The following is an 18,908-nucleotide window of genomic DNA, read 5'->3' on the forward strand; positions in this document are numbered from 1 at the left end:
GGTTTCACACTAAAAGCGGCACGCAGGGCACGCAAAAGGTCACTCTCCGCTACGGAGCCTCGGGCTCGGTCCCCTCGTGCGGCAGCGTCAGCGTCGCCACCGCGCCGCCGTCCGGCGCGTTCGCGAACTCGAGGCGCGCGCCCAGGACTTCGGCCTGCCCGAGCGCGATGGTCAGGCCGAGCCCGTGCCCGCGGGCGCCGCCGTCGGTGCGGAAGCGCTGCGGCCCGTGCTCCACGAGATAGCCGGGATAGCCCGCGCCGTGGTCGCGCACCGTGATCACCGGCCCGTCCACGGTCAGGGTGACCGGCGCGGCGCCGTGCCGGTGCGCGTTCGACACCAGGTTGCCGAGGACCCGCTCCAGGCGCCGACGGTCCGTCAGCACACAGACGTCCCGCACGAGATCGACCTCGGTGTCCGTGCCGGACGCCCGCACCACCCGCTCGGCCACAGGGCCGAGCCGGTTCTCGTCCAGGTCGAGGCGCTCGCTGCGCGCGTCGAGCCGCGAGATCTCCAGCAGGTCCTCGGTGAGCGTGCGCAGCGCGGCGACCCGGTCCCGCACCAGCTCCGTGGGCCGCCCCGGCGGCAGCAGCTCGGCGGCCGCGTGCAGCCCGGTCAGCGGCGTGCGCAGCTCGTGCGCGACATCGGCGGTGAACCGCTGCTCGGTCAGGATCCGGGCCTGCAGCGAACCCGCCATGCTGTCGAGCGCGCCCGCCACATCGGCCACCTCGTCGTGGCGCCGCCCCGGGTCCTTCGTCCGGGGGTCGTCGACCCGCGCGTCCATGTCGCCCGCGCTGATCCTGCGCGCCACCCGCGCCGTCGCGTGCAGGCGCCGCGTCACCCGGGTCACCGCGAACGCGCCGACCAGCAGCGTCGCCCCGATCGCGAGCACGGACGAGGTGAGGATCGCCCCGTCGAGCCCGTCGATGGTGCGCCGGCCCTGCGTGAAGTCGACCCGCACCGCGAGGGCCCGGTGGGTGGCCGCGGGGCCCGCCGCCCACATCGTCGGCCGCTCCCCGCGCGTCGCGATCATCGTGCCGCGCTCCCCGCGCGCGGCGAGGGCGCGCAGCTCGCCGGGCAGGCCCGGCGGATCGAGGCCCGCGCCCGGCGCGAGCCTGCCCCCGGCCTCGTACCGCTTGGTGGTGGACTTCAGGAGGGTGAGCGCGCGCTCGCGGGCCTGCCCCGTCGTCTGGTCGGTGACCGAGACATGCACCAGGACGCCGAGCAGCGCGGCGAGCGCACAGCACATCACGGTGATGAACACGGTCGCCTTCCACGTCAGGGACGCGGTCCAGGCGGGCAGCCGCGGCGCGCGCGGGCTCATGAGCGGCTCGGTGACGGGGTGTCAGGGGTGTGCGTGGAGCCGGTGCGCAGGATCTCGTCGCGCGTCGGCAGCATCGCCTTCTGGTGGTCGTCGTACGACCAGGACGTGCGGTACTCGTACCCGGACAGGTCGGCGGCGGCGCGCACCACGATGTTGCGGCCCGCCAGATGCACGTTGATGACGGCGTCCTTGTCGTCCATGATCTGCGTCAGCTTCCCGCCGCGGTACGTGTACGCCTGCAGATACGCCTGGCGGTGCGGGGCGCGGACGGCGACGAGCAGATCGTCCGGGCCGTCGCCGGTCAGGTCCCGGTAGTACCCGCCGAGCACGGGGCAGTCCTTGGAGTCCGGGCAGCCGGCGACGCTCTTCGCGATGTCCTTGTAGTCGTCGGGCGCGGCGGCGACGCGGGCCCTCACGATCGTCACCGGGGCGACCTCGCGCAGCTTCCCGCCGGGCACCTCGACGCCCTTGACCACGGCCGTCTCCCCGGCGCCGTAGTCGTCCGCCGCACGGGTCGCGGGCGGCAGCGTGGGCCACAGCCGCTCCGGGCCGACGGCCGTCGGGGTCGGGCCCGCGCTCCGCAGCCCGCCCTGGTCCCCGCAGCCGGCGCACGCGCAGAGCAGCGCGGCGGCGGGCACGGCGAGAGCCGGTCGGCGAAGACGCCAGGGCCCTGTCTTCACTGCACTCCTTGCCTGCCTGGTCCTGCCGGGTGGAACGGGTCGCGATGGTCATCATGCCGGGCCTGCGGGCTTCTTGCCCTGCGGCATGGCTTGCTGCTCCCATGGTCGTGGGGTGATGGGGCATGAGCGGACTGCGCGTCATACCGACCTGGCGGCACGGCCAGGAGTGGCTCTACGTGTGCGGGGACGACGGCACGAACGTCGCCTGGTACGACCGGGATGCGGCCCGGGTCAACCTGCTCAGCGAGACGCGCCGGGCGGACGTCCTCGACGTGCTCCGCCCGTTCATCGTCGGCCAGGTGGCGATCGGCCCGCCCCCGGTGCCGACCCCCGCCGAACTGGCCGGGCTCACCCTCCACCCCGACGACGACCTCGCGCCGAACCGGCCGGGCGAGGCCCTCGTCATCGCCCTGGACCGCGACCCGGGCCCGCAGCGCCGGCTCCGCACCGACCCGCGCCGCAAGGCGCTCGCCGCGCAGGTGCGGGTGGGCGAGGTCCTCGACGCGTTCGAGGCGGCGGGCTGGCGGGTGCTGCACTCGGTGCCGCTGCCCGGCGGATCCCGCATCCACCACCTGCTGATCGGCCCCGGCGGCCTGTTCGCGCTGCACACCCTGCCCGCGCGCAGGCAGCGGGTGCGGGTCGACGACCCCTGGGTGACGGCGGGCCGCGGGGAGCCGCAGCCCCTGCTCCGCCGGGTCCGCGCCGACGCCTCGCGCTGCTCCTTCGCCCTCACGGCGGAGGTTCGGGCGGCCCTGGTCCTGGTGGAACCGTCGACGGTGACGGTGCAGACCCCACCACGCGACGCCCACGTCTTCACCGATCTGGACCTCCCCACCCTCACCCGCACGGGAGGCCACCTCAAACCGGCGGACGTGGAGGCACTGCACATGATGGCGCGGGACAGGGGGACGTGGAGGCGGGTGTGAGCCCTCAAGCCGCGGCTCGGCAAATCAAGCGGGCGACCGGGCAAATCAAGCCCCGCCGGCGATTGAGGCGCGGGGCCCGGGGCAGAGCCCCGCGACCGCAACGCCATCCGCGTCAAGGAATCTCCCCGGCCCCCTCACCGTCGAACAACCCCGCAAGCAAATCCCCGTCCCGCTCAAGCCGCGCAACAACGTCCCCCGCAACAAAAACCAGCTCCTCCGCGGCCCCGCACCCCTCGACCTCCCCCCACGTCACCGGCGCGGACACGGTCGCCCGCTCCCGAGCCCGCACCGTATAAGCCACCGCCGTCGTCTTCGCCGCCGAATTCTGACTGTGGTCGACGAACACCTTCCCGCCCCGCAGATTCCGCGCCATCCGATGCACCACGAGCCGCGGCAACGCCGCCTCCGCCTCCCGCGCCAGCCCCTTCGCGTACGCACTGACCCGCTCGGACGCCGTGGGCACCAGAGGCACGAGCAGATGCAGCCCCTTGGACCCCGACGTCTTCGCGTACGCCTCGAGCCCGTCCCGCCCCAGCCGCTCCCGCAGCCACCCCGCCACCTCGCAGCACTGCACGATGTCGGCCGGAGCGCCCGGGTCCAGGTCGAAAACGAGCCGGTCGGCCCGCCCCGGCGCGTCCGCCCGCCACTGCGGCGCGTGGAACTCGGTCACCAGGTTCGCCGCCCACATCAACGTAGGCAGGTCCTGCACGAGGATCTGCCGCGAGACCCCGTCCGAGCGCCGCACCTCGGCCGTCCTCACCCAGGAGGGTGTGCCCGGCGGCACGTTCTTGGCGAAGAAGCGCTGCCCCTCGGGCCCGTCGGGAAAGCGCAGGAAGGACACGGGGCGGTCCCGCAGATGCGGGAGCAGGGCCTCCGCGACCGTCGCGTAGTAGTGGAGCAGCTCGCCCTTGGTGAATCCGGAGGCCGGGTACAGCACCTTCTCCAGATTGCTGAGCGTGAGCCGCCGCCCCTCCACTTCTGTGATCGGCGCCATACGGTAATACTCTGGCAATCCAGCCCGTTATGTCTGCTATGTCGTGCATCGGCGACGCGAACCGGGAGGTCCCCCGTGCGCTCCATATGGAACGGCGCCATCTCCTTCGGCCTGGTCAGCATCCCGATCAAGCTGGTCAACGCCACCGAGAACCACTCGATCTCCTTCCGCCAGATCCATCTGGAGGACGGCGGCCGCATCCGCTACCACAAGGTGTGCGAGCTGGAGGACAAGGAGATCCCGAACGACGAGATCGGCAAGGGGTACGAGGACGCCGACGGCTCGATCATCCCGATCACCGAGGACGACCTCGCCCAGCTCCCGATCCCCACGGCCAAGACCATCGAGATCGTCGCGTTCGTACCGGCCGAGCGGATCGACCCGCTCCAGATGGGCACGGCGTACTACCTCCAGGTCAACGGCGTCCCCGCCGCCAAGCCGTACACACTCCTGCGGGAGGCGCTCAAGCGCAGCAACAAGGTGGCCATCGCCAAGTTCGCGCTGCGCGGCCGGGAGCGGCTCGGGATGCTGCGGGTCGTCGACGACGTCATCGCGATGCACGGGCTGCTCTGGCCGGACGAGATCCGGGCCCCCGAGGACGCCGCCCCCGACTCCAACGTCACGGTCCGCGACGCCGAACTCGATCTGGCGGACGCCCTGATGGACACGCTCGGCGAGGTCGACATGGACTCGCTGCACGACGACTACCGGGACGCCGTGGAGGAGATGATCGAGGCGAAGTCCTCCGGCACCGAACCGGCCGAGCCCGCCAAGAAGTCGGACGGCGGAGGCGGCAAGGTCATCGACCTCATGTCGGCGCTGGAGAGCAGCGTCCGGGCGGCCAAGAAGGCACGGGACGAGGACGACGACGTGGCCGAGGTGACGGAGCTGTCGTCCCGCTCCCGCACGAAGAAGTCCACGGCCAAGAAGTCGGCCCCCGCGAAGAAGACCACCGCGAAGAAGTCGGCCCCCGCGAAGAAGTCCGCATCCGCCAAGAAGACGACCTCGGCGAAGAAGACGACAGCGGCCAAAAAGTCCACGAAGTCGGCCTCGGCAAAGAAGAAGCCGACGCCTCGCAAGAAGGCGTCGGCTTGAGCACTTGAGCCCCGCTCTTGGACGAGGGTCCGCGGAGCCCGGGGCAGAGCCCCGAGACCGCAACCCCGTCGCCGGGCGAACAGAAGACGGCTAACGACCCCTGGCCAGCTTCGCCGCGTCCCGCTTGAACGCCCACTCCATCTTCGGCTCCATCACGAACCGGAACATCCGCTGCACCGGTGGCGTGCACAGCACGGTGATCAGGCTGCCCGCGAGCAGCGTCACCACGACCTGGCCCCACGGGGTGTGCACCCAGTCGACCTCGTACCAGTCCCAGAAGCGGGAGCCCTTGGCGACGAAGCCGTGCAGCAGGTAGCCGTACAGCGTGCCCGCGCCGAGCGCCGTGAACCACAGCTTGCGGCCCGGCACCCACGCGAAGAAGCACGCGGTGAGGATCACCGAACAGCCGAACATGGCCAGGGTCATGACGATTCCGGTCCAGCCCGGCGCGCCCAACTCCTGTGCGCTGTCCCGGTGGTACGTCCAGGCCGCCGTCATCCGCGGGGCCGCCCAGTACGCGAACACGAGCGCCGCAGCGAAGACCGGAAGCGCGATGATCCGCGCCTCCTTGCGGCGCACCAGCTGGAAGTGCTCCGGCTTCAGGCACAGACCGAGGACGAAGAACGGGAGGAACTGCAGCAGGCGCTGCATGTCCAGGTCGTCGCCGATGCTGGGGGAGACGGAGGCGAGCGCCGCGATGGCGAGCGACACCGGCAGCGGCCAGCGGATCGTCTTCCAGATCGGCGTCGAAAGCCGCCACACGAACAGCGACACCAGGAACCAGGTCAGGTACCAGGGGTCGAGCAGGCTGAAGTCGTATCCCGGATCGTCACCGGCGTACCGCTTGAAGAGCGTGTAGACGACCTCGAACACCACATACGGCACCGCCACACCCGTGATCAGCCGCTTGAGCCGGGCCGGGCTCGCGTCGAACGACCGCGAGAAGTACCCGGAGATCACGATGAACGCCGGCATGTGGAACGTGTACACGATGATGTACAGGGCGGAGGCCGCCCGGCTCCCGTCGCGCAGCGGCTCCCAGGAGTGCCCCATCGCGACCAGGACGATCGCCAGGTACTTGGCGTTGTCGTAGAACGCGTCCCGGGCCTTGCCGGGCTTCTGTGTCGCGGCGGCCGGTGAGGCCGCGTGTCTCCGGGACGGAGTGCTCGCGGGCTGTGCGACGGCGTCCTGCTGATCGGGCAGCGGGGCCCGATGAGCCGCGAGCTGTACCGGTTCGCTCACGATCCCTCCCGTTGGGAACCCCGGCTACCGGATACGCATCTTCCTGGATTTGTGAGGTTCAAGTGGCTGCGAGACATCGACCGAACCGTAGTCATGCGGTGGGGCACGAGTAAACCTGGATCGGGTCCGCGTGGCGGCTCTCACAGTCCTGATCAGGAATGACAATCACTCAAACGGGTTCCCTGGTGGTCTCCGTAGCGAGAAGTCGACAACGGCCGAAAGTGCGCGTCAGCCGAGCCCGGCCTCCGCGACCCGCCGCAGCAGCCCGTGCAGCGTCTCGCACTCCTCGGCGTCCAGGGGCGCGAGCAGCTCGCTCGTCACGCGCAGCCCCGCCTCGTCCGTGCCGCGCAGGAAGTCCCGCCCGTCGTCCGTGAGCACCACGATCCGGCTGCGCCGGTCGCCGGGGGACGGCCGCCGCTCCACGAACGAGGCCTTCTCCAGGTCGTCGACCAGGCCCACGATCGCGCTCGGGTCGTAGCCGAGCCGCGCGCTCAACTCCCTTTGGGGCGCGCCCTCGCCCGTCGCAAGGAAGCGCAGCACCGCGTAGTGGCGCAGTCGAAGGCCCGACTCCTGGAGCGAGGCGTTGAACAGCTGTCCCGAGCGCAGACCGAGCCGGTACAGCAGATAGCCCGTGTCGGCGTGCAGCCCGCGCATCCATGGCTCGTGCGCGTCGATCGGGGCGGGGGTCATGGGGTCTCCCGGGGTCTTCGGTTCTCGGTGGTGGCGCGGCCAGTCTGCCGCACCTCCCGGTCGGCAACAACTATTGACGTCACCAATTATTGCTCTTAGCTTCCTTCTTGCCTCACGTATCGCCGTCAGGAAGGGATCCACACGTGTCCATCGATCTCACCGGGAAAGCGGCCGTCGTCACCGGCAGCGGCCGTGGCCTCGGCCTCTCCTACGCCCATGCCCTCGCCGCCCACGGCGCCTCGGTCGTCGTCAACGACGTCGACGGGGCCGTCGCCGAAGCGGCCGTGAAGTCCATCCGCGAGGCGGGCGGCACGGCGGTCGCCGAGGTGGTCCCGGTCGGCACGGCGGAGGCCGCGGACCGCCTGGTGGCGCGGGCGGTGAGCGAGTTCGGGCGCCTCGACGTCCTCGTCACCAACGCCGGGATCCTGCGCGACAAGGTCCTGTGGAAGATGACCGACGACGACTTCGACGCGGTGCTCACCACCCACCTCAAGGGCACCTTCACCTGCGCCCGTGCCGCCGCGGTCCGGATGCGCGAACAGGGCGAGGGAGGCTCCCTGGTCCTCGTCGGCTCGCCCGCCGGCCAACGGGGCAATTTCGGCCAGACGAACTACGCGGCCGCGAAGGCCGGCATCGTCGCCATGGCGCGCACCTGGTCGATGGAGCTGTCCCGGGCGAACATCACGGTCAACGCGATCGTCCCGGTCGCCGCGACGGCCATGACGGAGACGATCCCGGCCTTCGCCCCGTACATCGAGGCGATGCGCGACGGCGAACCGCTCCCCTCCTTCCTGCGCAAGGGCGAGGGCTTCGGCACCCCGGAGGACTGCGCGGCGCTCGTCCCCTTCCTCGCCTCCGAGTCGGCCCGATCGGTCACCGGCCAGGCGATTGGCATCGGCGGCGACCGCCTCACGCTCTGGTCGCACCCGCAGGAGATCAGGGCGGCCTACGCGGACGGGGGCTGGACCCCGGACACGCTGGCGGAGGCGTGGCCGACGTCGGTCGGCGCCGAGCTCGAGACGGTCGGCATCCCGGCCCCGAAGCTTCCGGAGGCGTGATGAACATCGACGACCTCGACGCGATCGACGTCCACACCCACGCGGAGGTCTCGTCGAAGGGGCACGCGTCCCTCGACGACGATCTGCACGCGGCCTCGTCCGCGTACTTCAAGACAGAGGGCAACCGGAAGCCCACGCTGGAGGAGATGGCCGCCTACTACCGCGAGCGCCGGATGGCCGCGGTCGTCTTCACGGTCGACGCCGAGTCGGCGACGGGCACGCCGCCGGTCCCCAACGAGGAGGTGGCCGAGGCCGCCGCCGCGAACCCCGACGTCTTCATCCCCTTCGCCTCGATCGACCCGTTCCGCGGCAGGGCGGGCGTGAAGCAGGCCCGCCGCCTGGTGGAGGAGTACGGAGTGAAGGGCTTCAAATTCCACCCCTCCATCCAGGGCTTCTTCCCCAACGACCGTTCCGTGGCCTACGACCTCTACGAACTGATCGAGGAAACCGGCACGATCGCCCTCTTCCACACCGGCCAGACCGGCATCGGCGCGGGCGTCCCGGGCGGCGGCGGCATCCGCCTGAAGTACTCGAACCCCCTGCACGTGGACGACGTGGCAGCCGACTTCCCGCACCTCAAGATCATCCTGGCGCACCCGTCCTTCCCCTGGCAGGACGAGGCCCTCGCCGTCGCGACCCACAAGCCCGGCGTGCACATCGACCTCTCCGGCTGGTCCCCGAAGTACTTCCCGCCCCAACTGATCCAGTACGCGAACACGCTCCTCAAGGACAAGGTCCTCTTCGGGTCGGACTACCCGGTCCTCACCCCCGACCGCTGGCTCGCGGACTTCGCGAAGCTCCAGATCAAGGACGAGGTCCGCCCCAAGATCCTCAAGGAGAACGCGGCCCGGCTGCTCGGACTCACCAAGCCCTGAAGGGGGCCGGTATGCGCAACGAGGGACTGGGGTCGTGGCCCGCACGCCGGGCCCGCAAGACCCCGCACCGCACGGCCCTGATCCACGACGGCATCACGTACTCGTACGCCGACCTGCACGACCGTACGACCCGCCTGGCACACGCCCTGCGCGCACAAGGCGTGCGCCGCGGCGACCGCGTCGCGTACCTCGGCGCGAACCACCCCTCGTACCTGGAGACACTGTTCGCGGCGGGCACCCTCGGCGCGGTCTTCGTTCCCCTCAACACCCGCCTGTCGACGCCCGAACTCGCTTACCAGATACGGGACTCGGGAGCGAAGGCCCTCGTCCACACGGGGAACGCGGAAGTGGCGCAGGCCCTGCCGGTCCCCATGACGGTCGAGGCCGGGGGATCCACGTACGAGGAACTGCTCGCCTCCGCCCCCTCCGACCCGATCGACGAGGCGGTCGCCGGCGACGACCTCTGCCTCATCATGTACACCTCGGGCACGACGGGCCGCCCCAAGGGCGCGATGCTCACCCACGCCAACCTCACCTGGAACGCGATCAACGTCCTGGTCGACCACGACCTGATCGCGGACGACGTCGCCCTGGTCTCGGCGCCCCTGTTCCACACGGCGGGCCTGAACATGCTGACGCTGCCGGTGCTGCTGAAGGGCGGCACGTGCGTCCTGGTGGCCGCCTTCGACCCAGCGGCGACATTCGACCTGGTGGGCCGACATCGAGTCACCTTCATGTTCGGCGTGCCGACGATGTTCGACCTGCTGACCCGCCAGCCCGCGTGGCCGACGGCAGACCTCTCCTCGCTACGCCTCCTGACCTGCGGCGGCGCTCCCGTCCCCCCGCCCCTGATCGCGGCGTACCAGGAACGCGGCCTCACCTTCCTCCAGGGCTACGGCATGACGGAGGCGGCACCCGGCACCCTCTTCCTCGACGCGGAGCACGCGGTGAGCAAGGCGGGCTCGGCGGGCGTCCCGCACTTCTTCAGCGACGTCCAGGTGGTGGGCCCGGACCTGACCCCGGTGGGCGTGGACGAGACGGGTGAGGTGGTGGTCCGCGGCCCGCACGTGATGCCGGGCTACTGGGGCCTGCCCACGGAGACCGAAGCGGCCTTCACGGACGGCTGGTTCCGCACGGGCGACGCGGCCCGCGTGGACCCGGACGGCTACGTGACGATCGTCGACCGCTTCAAGGACATGATCATCTCGGGCGGCGAGAACATCTACCCCGCCGAGATCGAGGCCGCCCTCCTGGCCCACCCCGACGTGGCGGAGTGCGCGGTGATCGGCGTCCCCGACGAGAAATGGGGCGAGGTCCCACACGCGATCGTGGTCCCGGCCCCCGGAACAACCCCGGCCGCCCCACCCCTCCTGGCCTCCCTCTCCGGGCGGTTGGCGAAGTACAAGATCCCCAAATCCCTGACCTTCACGAACGAACTCCCGCGCACGGCCTCCGGAAAGCTCATCAAATCCCGCCTGCGGGACACCTACGCACAGAACGGCTGACGAGCATGCCCCTCACGGTGAACGGCCTGACCGAACTCAAGAAGCTCCCGACCGGCACGGACCTCGGCACCAGCGACTGGCTGGAGATCACCCAGGACCGCATCAACACGTTCGCGGACGCGACGGGCGACCACCAGTGGATCCACGTGGACCCCGCCCGCGCCACCGCCGGCCCCTTCGGCGCCCCGATCGCCCACGGCTACCTGACCCTCTCCCTCTTCATCCCCCTCTTCACGTCGCTCCTGGACGTCGACAACGTCACCACCAAAATCAACTACGGCCTGAACAAGGTCCGCTTCCCGTCCCCGGTGAAGGCGGGCTCCCGCATCCGCCTGGCGGCGAAGGTGGCATCGGTGGAAGAGGTCGCGGGCAACGGCGCCCAGATCACGATCGACGCCACCATAGAAATAGAGAACTCCCCGAAGCCTGCGGCGGCCCTGCAGAGCATCTCCCGCTTCTACGCCTGACTCTCGAACCTGCGCACAGGTGTCAGATCTTGATGGCGGTGACGCGCGTTCCGCAGAGGGCCGTGAGATCTTCCGGGTCGGAGGTGAGTACGGTGACGGGCCCCGGAGCGGCAAGGGCGGTCGCGCCGAGCATGGAGTCGATGGCGTACTTGTGTCCATGCAGGCCGGCGCCGATGAGCAAGGCGGCGGCATGGCGCGCGACCGCGTCCGTGACCGGTTCCACGACGAGCCGGGAGAGCGTCCACTCCAGCGCCGCGCGGTTGACGCGTGGGTGGACGACTTCCACGAGAGTGGCCGCCGAGGTGATCACACGCAGGTCATCGGCGCGTGCCAGGGCGAGCCAAGCGGTGACTGCACGGTCGCGCAGTACGGCCTTGGCGAGCCCCTCGCTGTCGAGTACCAGCGTGCCGCCGGGAGTGGCGGGGGAGCGCGTCACGCCGCACTCGCCCCATCGCCCGTCTGCTGTGTGCGCGCCTCATGGAGCTGGTCGCGCAGGGCCTGTACCTCGTCCTCGGTGACGGGGCCGTGTTCTGCCTCGGCGACATGGATCAGGTCGTTGAGATTGTCACGCTCGATCTGCCGGGCGACGGCCGCTGCGACGTAGGCGGACAGACCGGAGGGGCCGCTGTGAGCACGGGCGGCTTCGGCGATGTCCCGGGGCATCGTGATCGAGTACTTCTGGGTGGGCTCACTCATGCCCTTTATGCTACTTCGAATGCCACCGCTGGGTCTTGAGGGATCAAGACCCAGGCGGTCGCACTCGTCATCCTGGAACGGCCGTTAGGCGGCGATCAGTTGGGGCGAGCTCGAGCCGGATCCCATGGAGGGGCGGCACTGCACACGCAAGAAGACCCCGCAATCAGCGAACGCGCTGGTGGCGGGGTCTTCGGGCACCTCATACAGGGTGCCCCCGGCAGGATTCGAACCTGCGCACACGGCTCCGGAGGCCGTTGCTCTATCCCCTGAGCTACGGGGGCGTGCGCCGCGCTGTGCGTGGCGACGGGTAGAACACTACCAGCTCCTTTGAGGTCCTCAGGAACGGGTTATTGCGCGGGGGACGGCGGGGTTCGGGTCGCCTGTAGGGGGCGGAAGTGGGGAAAACCCGGACGCGGTGGCCGGTGTCGACCTACTCTCGAGTTGTGCCAGGCGCGTCCGGCCGAGTCCTTGTCGTGGATGACAACAAGGTCATTCGGCAGCTGATCAGGGTCAATCTCGAGCTGGAGGGCTTCGAGGTCGTGACCGCGGCCGATGGTGCCGAGTGTTTGGACGTGATCGACCAGGTGCGTCCCGATGTCGTCACGCTCGATGTCGTCATGCCCCGGCTCGACGGGCTGCGCACCGCCGCCCGGCTGCGTGCCGACGCGCGGACGCGTTCGCTGCCCATCGTCGTCGTCAGCGCCTGCACCCAGTACGAGGTCGAGAGCGGGCTCGACGTCGGGGTCGACGCCTTTCTCGCCAAGCCCTTCGAGCCCGGTGAACTGGTGCGTGTCGTACGGGAGTTGAGCGAGCGGGGGCGTGCAGGGGCGGGCCCCGCCGGACCCTCCCGGGCGAGCGTCGCGCGGGCCGCCGACGAGGCCGAGCAGGCCACCCGTACCGCCGACGCCTGAGCCCCGGCGGGCGGCCGCCGCGTCCGCATCCCGGACCTTCCGGGAAACCGAGTCGCCTACCCACCCCCCTCCTCCCATACGCTTGTCCCGTGACCCCCGCCGAGCTCTCCCGCACCGTCCTGCGCGCCGTCCGCCGCGCGGTCGACGACGGTGAGCTCGACGCGGCCGTGTGCGCGGCCGGGCAGCGGGTCGTCGTCGAGCGGCCGCGGCCCGGCGGCCAGGGGGACTACGCCACCAACGTCGCGCTGCAGCTCGCCCGCTCCGCCGGCCGGCCCCCGCGCGAGGTCGCCGAGATCCTGTCCCGGCGGCTCGGCGAGAGCCCCGGTATCGCTGACGTCGTCGTCACCGGACCCGGCTTTCTCAATGTCCGGATGGCGGAGCCCGAGTCCGGCGCGCTCGTCGCGGAGATCCTGCGCGGTGGGCGCCGATACGGATGCGTCGAAGCGCCCAGCGGGCAGGCCGTCCAACTGCACGCCCCCCACGAAGTGCGCGCCCTCGTCGTCATGGACTCCGTCGCCCGGCTGCTCCGTTCCCAGGGCGTCCCCGTACGGACCGTGTGTGCCGACCGCCCTCGCCCCGAGTGGCTCGACGTCCTCGGTGTGCGCGTGGACGACGTGGCCGCCGCCGAGCCCGGCGACGTCGACATCCGCCCCGTGCCCGCCCCCGCCGACCCCACCCCCCTCGGCCGCGACGCCGCCCGCTGGGCGCTGCTCCACCCCGCCGGCCACGACCACCCCCGCGGCGGCGCCGAGCACCTCGCCCAGCGCGAGTCCAACCCCCTCTTCCGCGTCCGGTACGCCCACGCCCGCACCCGCGCCCTGATCCGCAACGCCGCGGAGCTGGGATTCGACGGCGCCCCCGGCGGCGTACCCGGTCAGGAGGACCTCGTCGCCGCCCTCGGCGACCACCCCCGCATCCTCCGCGCCGCCGCCGAGCACCACGCCCCCGACCGGCTCGCCCGGCACCTCGTCGGCGTCGCCGACACCTTCATGGACTCGCTCCACCCGTCCGTACTGCCCCAAGGCGAGGAGAAACCCTCGGTCGCCCACCGCTCCCGGCTCGCGCTCGCCGAAGCCGTCGGGACGGTGCTCGCAGGCGGCCTGACCCTGCTCGGCATCGACGCCCCCGAACATCTGTGACACAGAAGTAGACGAAGAGAGCCACCGCAGCCATGAGCCGTTCCGCACACCCCGCCGGTCCCCGTCACGCCGACGTGCTCCCCGAGGGGCACTGGAGTGCCCCGCCCGCCGACCTCAACGCCCTCGACCCGAAGGTGTGGGCGCAGACCGTCGCCCGCGCCGAGGACGGTTCCGTGACCGTCGGAGGGATCGAAGTCGCCCGGCTCGCCGAGGAGTTCGGCACCCCCGCGTACTTCCTCGACGAGGCCGACTTCCGCGCCCGTTGCGCCGCCTGGCGCGATGCCTTCGGGCCCGACGCCGATGTCTTCTACGCCGGCAAGGCCTTCCTCTCCCGCACCGTCGTGCGGTGGCTGGACGAGGAGGGGCTCAATCTCGATGTCTGCTCCGGCGGCGAGCTCGCCACCGCGCTGTCCGCCGGGATGCCCGCCGAGCGCATCGCCTTCCACGGCAACAACAAGACCGAGGAAGAGATCAGCCGCGCGGTCCAGGTCGGCGTCGGCCGCATCGTGCTCGACTCCTTCCAGGAGATCGCGCGCGTCGCCCACATCGCCGACGGCCTCGGCAAGCGGCAGCGCGTGCAGATCCGCGTGACCGTGGGCGTCGAGGCCCACACCCATGAGTTCATCGCCACCGCTCATGAAGATCAGAAGTTCGGGATCGCGCTGGCCGACGGGCAGGCCGCCGAGGCCGTGCGGCGCGCCCTGAAGCTCGACGGCATCGAGCTCATCGGCATCCACTCGCACATCGGCTCGCAGATCTTCGACATGGCGGGCTTCGAGGTCGCCGCGCGCCGCGTCGTCGGGCTGCTCGCCGAGATCCGTGACGAGCACGGCGTCGAGCTCCCCGAGATCGACCTCGGCGGCGGCCTCGGCATCGCGTACACGAGTGACGACGATCCCCGCGAGCCGCACGAGATCGCCAAGGCGCTGAACGAGATCGTGAGCCGGGAGTGCGAGGCCGCCTCGCTGCGCACCCCTCGTATCTCCGTCGAGCCGGGGCGCGCCATCGTCGGCCCGACCGCCTTCACCCTGTACACCGTCGGTACCGTCAAGCCGCTCGAAGGACTGCGGACCTACGTCTCCGTCGACGGCGGCATGTCCGACAACATTCGCACCGCTCTCTACGACGCCGAGTACACCGTCGCCCTCGTCTCCCGCCGCTCCGACGCCGAGCCGATGCTCGTCCGCGTCGTCGGCAAGCACTGTGAGAGTGGCGACATCGTCGTGAAGGACGCGTTCCTGCCGTCGGACGTCGCGGCCGGTGATTTGATCGCCGTACCGGCCACCGGCGCGTACTGCCGCTCCATGGCCAGCAACTACAACCACGCGCTCCGCCCGCCCGTCGTCGCCGTCCGCGACGGTGAGGCCCGGGTGATCGTCCGGCGCGAGACGGAGGAAGATCTCCTGCGTCTCGACGTCGGATAAATGAAATCTACGTCTCACGATCCGGACCCTGGGCTGAAACCCCGGTTCGGTGGGTGAGACTGGTCCCACCGCAGAAACACGTAGTAGTAGAGGAAACGAGGTCGCATGATGCGTACGCGTCCGCTGAAGGTGGCGCTGCTGGGCTGTGGGGTTGTCGGCTCAGAGGTGGCGCGCATCATGACGACGCACGCCGACGACCTCGCCGCCCGGATCGGTGCCCCCGTCGAACTCGCGGGTGTGGCCGTGCGGCGGCCCTCCAGGGTGCGCGAGGGAATCGATCCTGCCCTGGTCACCACCGACGCCACCGCGCTCGTGAAACGCGGCGACATCGACGTGGTGGTCGAGGTCATCGGCGGCATCGAGCCCGCGCGCACACTCATCACCACCGCCTTCGAGCACGGCGCCTCCGTCGTCTCCGCCAACAAGGCGCTCGTCGCCCAGGACGGCGAGGCGCTGCACGCCGCGGCCGTGGAGCACGGTGAGGACCTCTACTACGAGGCCGCCGTCGCCGGAGCGATTCCGCTGGTCAGGCCGCTGCGGGAGTCACTGGCCGGCGACAAGGTCAACCGTGTCCTCGGCATCGTGAACGGGACGACGAACTTCATCCTCGACGCGATGGACACGACCGGCGCCGGGTACCAGGAGGCGCTCGACGAGGCGACTGCCCTTGGGTACGCCGAGGCCGACCCGACCGCCGATGTCGAGGGCTTCGACGCCGCCGCCAAGGCCGCCATCCTCGCCGGGATCGCCTTCCACACCCGGGTCCGCCTCGACGACGTGTACCGCGAGGGCATGACCGAGGTCACCGCCGCCGACTTCGCTTCCGCGAAGCAGATGGGCTGCACCATCAAGCTGCTCGCCATCTGCGAGCGCGCCGCCGACGGGCAGTCCGTCACCGCGCGGGTGCACCCGGCGATGATTCCGCTTTCCCACCCGCTCGCCTCCGTCCGCGGCGCGTACAACGCCGTGTTCGTCGAGGCCGAGGCCGCGGGCCAGTTGATGTTCTACGGGCCCGGGGCCGGCGGTTCGCCGACCGCGTCCGCCGTACTCGGCGACCTGGTCGCCGTCTGCCGCAACCGCCTCAACGGCGCGACGGGACCCGGCGACTCCGCGTACACGCAGCTGCCCGTCTCGCCGATGGGCGATGTCGTGACGCGGTACCACATCAGCCTCGACGTGGCCGACAAGCCCGGCGTTCTCGCGCAGGTGGCGACGGTCTTCGCCGAGCACGGTGTCTCCATCGACACCGTGCGCCAGTCGGGGAAGGACGGCGAGGCCTCCCTCGTCGTCGTCACCCACCGCGCGGCCGACGCGGCCCTCACCGGGACCGTGGACGCGCTGCGTCAGCTCGACACCGTGCGCGGTGTCGCCAGCATCATGCGTGTTGAAGGGGAGTAGCAGGGATGACCGGAATGACCCACCAGTGGCGCGGCATCATCGAGGAGTACCGGGACCGGCTCCCGGTGACCGACACCACGCCGGTCGTGACACTGCGCGAGGGCGGCACGCCGCTCGTACCGGCGCAGATGCTCTCCGAGCGCACCGGCTGTGAGGTGCACCTGAAGGTCGAGGGCGCCAACCCGACGGGCTCCTTCAAGGACCGCGGGATGACCATGGCCATCACGAAGGCCAAGGAGGAGGGCGCGAAGGCCGTCATCTGCGCCTCCACCGGCAACACCTCGGCCTCCGCCGCCGCGTACGCCGTGCGCGCCGGAATGGTCTGCGCCGTCCTCGTGCCGCAGGGCAAGATCGCGCTCGGCAAGATGGGCCAGGCGCTCGTCTACGGCTCGAAGATCCTCCAGGTCGACGGCAACTTCGACGACTGCCTCAACCTGGCCCGCGCCCTCTCCGAGAACTACCCGGTGGCGCTGGTCAACTCCGTGAACCCGTACCGCATCGAGGGCCAGAAGACCGGCTCGTTCGAGATCGTGGACGCCCTCGGCGACGCGCCCGACATCCACGTCCTCCCGGTCGGCAACGCCGGCAACATCACGGCCTACTGGAAGGGCTACAAGGAGTACGCCGCCGACGGCGTCTCCTCCCGTACGCCCCGGATGTGGGGCTTCCAGGCCTCCGGTTCCGCGCCGATCGTGCGCGGCGAGGTCGTCAAGGACCCGTCGACGATCGCGACCGCGATTCGCATTGGCAACCCCGCTTCGTGGCAGCACGCGCTCGCCGCGCGCGAGGAGTCGGGCGGCTTCATCGACGAGGTGACGGACCGTGAGATCCTGCGCGCCTACAAGCTGTTGGCGTCCCAGGAGGGTGTCTTCGTCGAGCCCGCGTCGGCCGCGTCCGTCGCCGGTCTGCTGAAGGCCGCCGAGGAGGGCAAGGTCGACAAGGGCCAGAAGATCGTCTGCACCGTCACGGGCAACGGTCTGAAGGACCCGGACTGGGCCGTCGCCGGTGCCCCGCAGCCGGTCACCGTCCCGGTCGACTCCGCCGCGGCCGCCGAGCGGCTCGGTCTCGCCTGAGCCACGCCGCACTTCAGGCGACTTACGCGACACTGACACCTCGTCAACTGGGCTTTTCAGTACAGGGGGTGCACAGGGGGCTTACGACACGCATCGTGCGCCTCCTGTGCGCCCTATGTCGCCACTGAACCTTCCTTCGATAGGCTGTATCGAACCCGCCCACCGCATATGCCGTGGTGCCGCCGCTGTTCTGTCGATCGCGGCCCGGGTGTCGACGTATGCACCACAAGACATCGGAAGTTCTCGAAACATCCCGCAGCTCAAGGAGAGTCATCCAGCGATGGCCGGTCCTGCTTTCCGCGCCGCCGCCGTAAGGGTGCGCGTTCCCGCCACCAGCGCCAACCTCGGCCCGGGTTTCGACTCGCTGGGCCTGTCGCTGGGGCTCTACGACGACGTGGTCGTCAGGGTCGCCGACTCCGGGCTGAACATCGACATCGCGGGCGAGGGCTCCGAGACCCTGCCCCGCGACGAGTCGCACCTTCTCGTACGGTCCCTGCGCACGGCGTTCGACGCCCTCGGCGGACAGCCGCGCGGCCTCGAGATCGTCTGCGCCAACCGGATCCCGCACGGCCGTGGCCTGGGCTCCTCGTCCGCCGCGATCGTCTCCGCCGTGGTCGCCGCGCGCGCCGTGACGATAGGCGGGGGCGCCCTGCTCGACGACGCCGCGCTGCTCGAACTCGCCACCGAGATCGAGGGCCACCCCGACAACGTGGCCCCGTGCCTGCTCGGTGGCTTCACCATCGCGTGGACCGAGACCGGCGCGGGCCGGGCGATCCGTCTCGACGCGGCCCGTTCCATCGTTCCGGTGGTCTTCGTCCCCGGAAAGCCGGTCCTCACCGAAATGGCGCGAGGACTCCTGCCGCGCACCGTCCCGCACGTGGACGCCGCGGCCAACGCGGGCCGGGCGGCCCTGCTCGTCGAGGCCCTGACCAGGCGCCCCGAGCTGCTGCTGCCGGCCACGGAAGACCGCCTTCACCAGGAGTACCGGGCCCCGGCGATGCCGGAGAGCGCCGCCCTGGTGGAGCGGCTGCGGGCCGACGGGGTGCCCGCGATGATCTCCGGAGCGGGGCCGACGGTCCTCGCTCTGGTGGAGGAAGAAACGGCCGACAAGGTCGCCCGGCTGGCCGGGGAGGGGTGGGCGGCGAACCGCCTGGACCTCGATGTCGACGGAGCGAGCGTGCTGCCGCTTGGCTCCTGACACCCGGTTGCCGGAATACGAGAGGGGGAATGTTTGTTGGATCCGGTAGTGTTAACCTCAAGTCTGCACCCGGCCCTACCATGGCGAGGTGCTGTGTGTCCCCGTCAGGGACAACCATTCTTCCGGGAGCCTCCCCAGCGATTCTCTGCATCGTCCTCGCACGTCGAGACGTGGCACTGAAGAGTGGCGAGCACGCTCCGGAACCGGCGTGATCGA

General features: G+C 70.7%; 19 protein-coding genes and 1 tRNA gene. 12 read left to right on the forward strand and 8 right to left on the reverse strand.

Features of this window, described 5'->3' with window-relative positions:
* Nucleotides 1–49: 49 nt before the first annotated feature.
* Both ACZ7L4_RS24270 and ACZ7L4_RS24275 read right to left on the reverse strand, forming a co-directional pair.
* A complete protein-coding gene (locus tag ACZ7L4_RS24270; protein WP_472105436.1) occupies nt 50–1,321 on the reverse strand; it encodes an ATP-binding protein in 1,272 nt (423 codons plus the stop codon).
* On the reverse strand, nt 1,318–2,001 hold the full coding sequence (locus tag ACZ7L4_RS24275; protein WP_472105437.1) for a hypothetical protein: 684 nt from the start codon (nt 1,999–2,001) through the stop codon (nt 1,318–1,320). The genes ACZ7L4_RS24270 and ACZ7L4_RS24275 overlap by 4 nt, the downstream gene beginning before the upstream one ends.
* Nucleotides 2,002–2,123: 122 nt before the next feature.
* Between ACZ7L4_RS24275 and ACZ7L4_RS24280 the strand changes: the two genes are divergently transcribed.
* Nucleotides 2,124–2,927 (forward strand): nuclease-related domain-containing protein, encoded by an 804-nt coding sequence (locus ACZ7L4_RS24280; protein WP_472105439.1) that lies wholly within the window; start codon nt 2,124–2,126, stop codon nt 2,925–2,927.
* Between the two features lie 112 nt (nt 2,928–3,039).
* On the opposite strand, the gene ligD is transcribed toward ACZ7L4_RS24280, so the two are convergent.
* A complete protein-coding gene (gene ligD / locus ACZ7L4_RS24285; RefSeq protein ID WP_472105441.1) occupies nt 3,040–3,921 on the reverse strand; it encodes a non-homologous end-joining DNA ligase in 882 nt (293 codons plus the stop codon).
* Nucleotides 3,922–3,996: 75 nt separating this feature from the next.
* Between ligD and ku the strand changes: the two genes are divergently transcribed.
* Nucleotides 3,997–5,016 carry a non-homologous end joining protein Ku gene (ku, locus tag ACZ7L4_RS24290; RefSeq protein ID WP_472105443.1) on the forward strand — a complete coding sequence of 340 codons (1,020 nt, stop codon included), beginning with the start codon at nt 3,997–3,999 and terminating at the stop codon, nt 5,014–5,016.
* Nucleotides 5,017–5,106: 90 nt separating this feature from the next.
* Here the strand turns inward: ku and ACZ7L4_RS24295 are convergent, their stop codons facing one another.
* Nucleotides 5,107–6,258, reverse strand: a complete 1,152-nt coding sequence (locus ACZ7L4_RS24295) for an acyltransferase family protein (RefSeq protein ID WP_472105445.1) — start codon at nt 6,256–6,258, stop codon at nt 5,107–5,109.
* Nucleotides 6,259–6,486: 228 nt separating this feature from the next.
* The gene (locus ACZ7L4_RS24300) at nt 6,487–6,948 is read right to left on the reverse strand and encodes a MarR family winged helix-turn-helix transcriptional regulator (RefSeq protein ID WP_472105447.1); all 462 of its coding nucleotides are present in this window, start codon (nt 6,946–6,948) and stop codon (nt 6,487–6,489) included.
* 143 nt (nt 6,949–7,091) lie between these two features.
* On the opposite strand from ACZ7L4_RS24300, the gene ACZ7L4_RS24305 reads away from it, so the two are divergent.
* The 4 genes from ACZ7L4_RS24305 to ACZ7L4_RS24320 are packed head-to-tail and all read left to right on the forward strand — an operon-like array spanning nt 7,092 to nt 10,853.
* A complete protein-coding gene (locus ACZ7L4_RS24305) occupies nt 7,092–8,006 on the forward strand; it encodes an SDR family NAD(P)-dependent oxidoreductase (RefSeq protein ID WP_472105449.1) in 915 nt (304 codons plus the stop codon).
* Entirely contained in the window at nt 8,006–8,881 is an 876-nt protein-coding gene (locus ACZ7L4_RS24310) for an amidohydrolase family protein (RefSeq protein ID WP_472105451.1), read from the forward strand. The genes ACZ7L4_RS24305 and ACZ7L4_RS24310 overlap by 1 nt, the downstream gene beginning before the upstream one ends.
* 11 nt (nt 8,882–8,892) lie before the next feature.
* Nucleotides 8,893–10,386, forward strand: coding sequence for an o-succinylbenzoate--CoA ligase (gene menE / locus ACZ7L4_RS24315; protein ID WP_472105453.1), 1,494 nt, complete (start codon nt 8,893–8,895; stop codon nt 10,384–10,386).
* A gap of 5 nt (nt 10,387–10,391) precedes the next feature.
* The gene (locus ACZ7L4_RS24320; protein ID WP_472105455.1) at nt 10,392–10,853 is read left to right on the forward strand and encodes a MaoC family dehydratase; all 462 of its coding nucleotides are present in this window, start codon (nt 10,392–10,394) and stop codon (nt 10,851–10,853) included.
* 22 nt (nt 10,854–10,875) lie between these two features.
* On the opposite strand, the gene ACZ7L4_RS24325 is transcribed toward ACZ7L4_RS24320, so the two are convergent.
* From ACZ7L4_RS24325 to ACZ7L4_RS24335, 3 genes are all read right to left on the reverse strand, one after another.
* The gene (locus tag ACZ7L4_RS24325; RefSeq protein WP_472105457.1) at nt 10,876–11,289 is read right to left on the reverse strand and encodes a type II toxin-antitoxin system VapC family toxin; all 414 of its coding nucleotides are present in this window, start codon (nt 11,287–11,289) and stop codon (nt 10,876–10,878) included.
* Entirely contained in the window at nt 11,286–11,549 is a 264-nt protein-coding gene (locus ACZ7L4_RS24330) for a CopG family transcriptional regulator (protein ID WP_472105459.1), read from the reverse strand. Before ACZ7L4_RS24330 ends, ACZ7L4_RS24325 begins: the two co-directional genes overlap by 4 nt.
* A gap of 209 nt (nt 11,550–11,758) precedes the next feature.
* Nucleotides 11,759–11,830 (reverse strand) — tRNA-Arg (locus ACZ7L4_RS24335).
* 192 nt (nt 11,831–12,022) lie between these two features.
* Here ACZ7L4_RS24335 and ACZ7L4_RS24340 point away from each other — a divergent pair.
* The 6 genes from ACZ7L4_RS24340 to thrB all read left to right on the forward strand — a co-directional run bounded on the left by ACZ7L4_RS24340 (nt 12,023) and on the right by thrB (nt 18,692).
* Nucleotides 12,023–12,460 (forward strand): response regulator, encoded by a 438-nt coding sequence (locus ACZ7L4_RS24340; protein ID WP_472105461.1) that lies wholly within the window; start codon nt 12,023–12,025, stop codon nt 12,458–12,460.
* An 89-nt stretch (nt 12,461–12,549) separates the two neighbouring features.
* Nucleotides 12,550–13,599: an ArgS-related anticodon-binding protein NrtL gene (nrtL, locus tag ACZ7L4_RS24345; RefSeq protein ID WP_472105463.1), complete on the forward strand. Its 1,050-nt coding sequence runs from the start codon at nt 12,550–12,552 to the stop codon at nt 13,597–13,599.
* A gap of 32 nt (nt 13,600–13,631) precedes the next feature.
* On the forward strand, nt 13,632–15,023 hold the full coding sequence (gene lysA, locus ACZ7L4_RS24350) for a diaminopimelate decarboxylase (protein WP_472105465.1): 1,392 nt from the start codon (nt 13,632–13,634) through the stop codon (nt 15,021–15,023).
* Between the two features lie 105 nt (nt 15,024–15,128).
* Entirely contained in the window at nt 15,129–16,421 is a 1,293-nt protein-coding gene (locus tag ACZ7L4_RS24355) for a homoserine dehydrogenase (protein WP_472105467.1), read from the forward strand.
* Nucleotides 16,422–16,435: 14 nt separating this feature from the next.
* The gene (thrC, locus tag ACZ7L4_RS24360; protein WP_385762665.1) at nt 16,436–17,494 is read left to right on the forward strand and encodes a threonine synthase; all 1,059 of its coding nucleotides are present in this window, start codon (nt 16,436–16,438) and stop codon (nt 17,492–17,494) included.
* 280 nt (nt 17,495–17,774) lie between these two features.
* On the forward strand, nt 17,775–18,692 hold the full coding sequence (gene thrB, locus ACZ7L4_RS24365) for a homoserine kinase (protein WP_472105469.1): 918 nt from the start codon (nt 17,775–17,777) through the stop codon (nt 18,690–18,692).
* Nucleotides 18,693–18,908 lie beyond the last annotated feature (216 nt).

The organism is Streptomyces sp. NPDC107575 (genome assembly GCF_055657265.1).

Coding starts and splice junctions, on each gene's coding strand:
- ACZ7L4_RS24270 (WP_472105436.1), bottom strand. CDS start 1,321: ATGAGCCCGCGCGCGCCGCGGCTGCCCGCCTGGACCGCGTCCCTGACG.
- ACZ7L4_RS24280 (WP_472105439.1), top strand. CDS start 2,124: ATGAGCGGACTGCGCGTCATACCGACCTGGCGGCACGGCCAGGAGTGG.
- ligD (WP_472105441.1), bottom strand. CDS start 3,921: ATGGCGCCGATCACAGAAGTGGAGGGGCGGCGGCTCACGCTCAGCAAT.
- ACZ7L4_RS24300 (WP_472105447.1), bottom strand. CDS start 6,948: ATGACCCCCGCCCCGATCGACGCGCACGAGCCATGGATGCGCGGGCTG.
- ACZ7L4_RS24310 (WP_472105451.1), top strand. CDS start 8,006: ATGAACATCGACGACCTCGACGCGATCGACGTCCACACCCACGCGGAG.
- menE (WP_472105453.1), top strand. CDS start 8,893: ATGCGCAACGAGGGACTGGGGTCGTGGCCCGCACGCCGGGCCCGCAAG.
- ACZ7L4_RS24320 (WP_472105455.1), top strand. CDS start 10,392: ATGCCCCTCACGGTGAACGGCCTGACCGAACTCAAGAAGCTCCCGACC.
- ACZ7L4_RS24330 (WP_472105459.1), bottom strand. CDS start 11,549: ATGAGTGAGCCCACCCAGAAGTACTCGATCACGATGCCCCGGGACATC.
- lysA (WP_472105465.1), top strand. CDS start 13,632: ATGAGCCGTTCCGCACACCCCGCCGGTCCCCGTCACGCCGACGTGCTC.
- ACZ7L4_RS24355 (WP_472105467.1), top strand. CDS start 15,129: ATGATGCGTACGCGTCCGCTGAAGGTGGCGCTGCTGGGCTGTGGGGTT.
- thrC (WP_385762665.1), top strand. CDS start 16,436: ATGACCCACCAGTGGCGCGGCATCATCGAGGAGTACCGGGACCGGCTC.
- thrB (WP_472105469.1), top strand. CDS start 17,775: ATGGCCGGTCCTGCTTTCCGCGCCGCCGCCGTAAGGGTGCGCGTTCCC.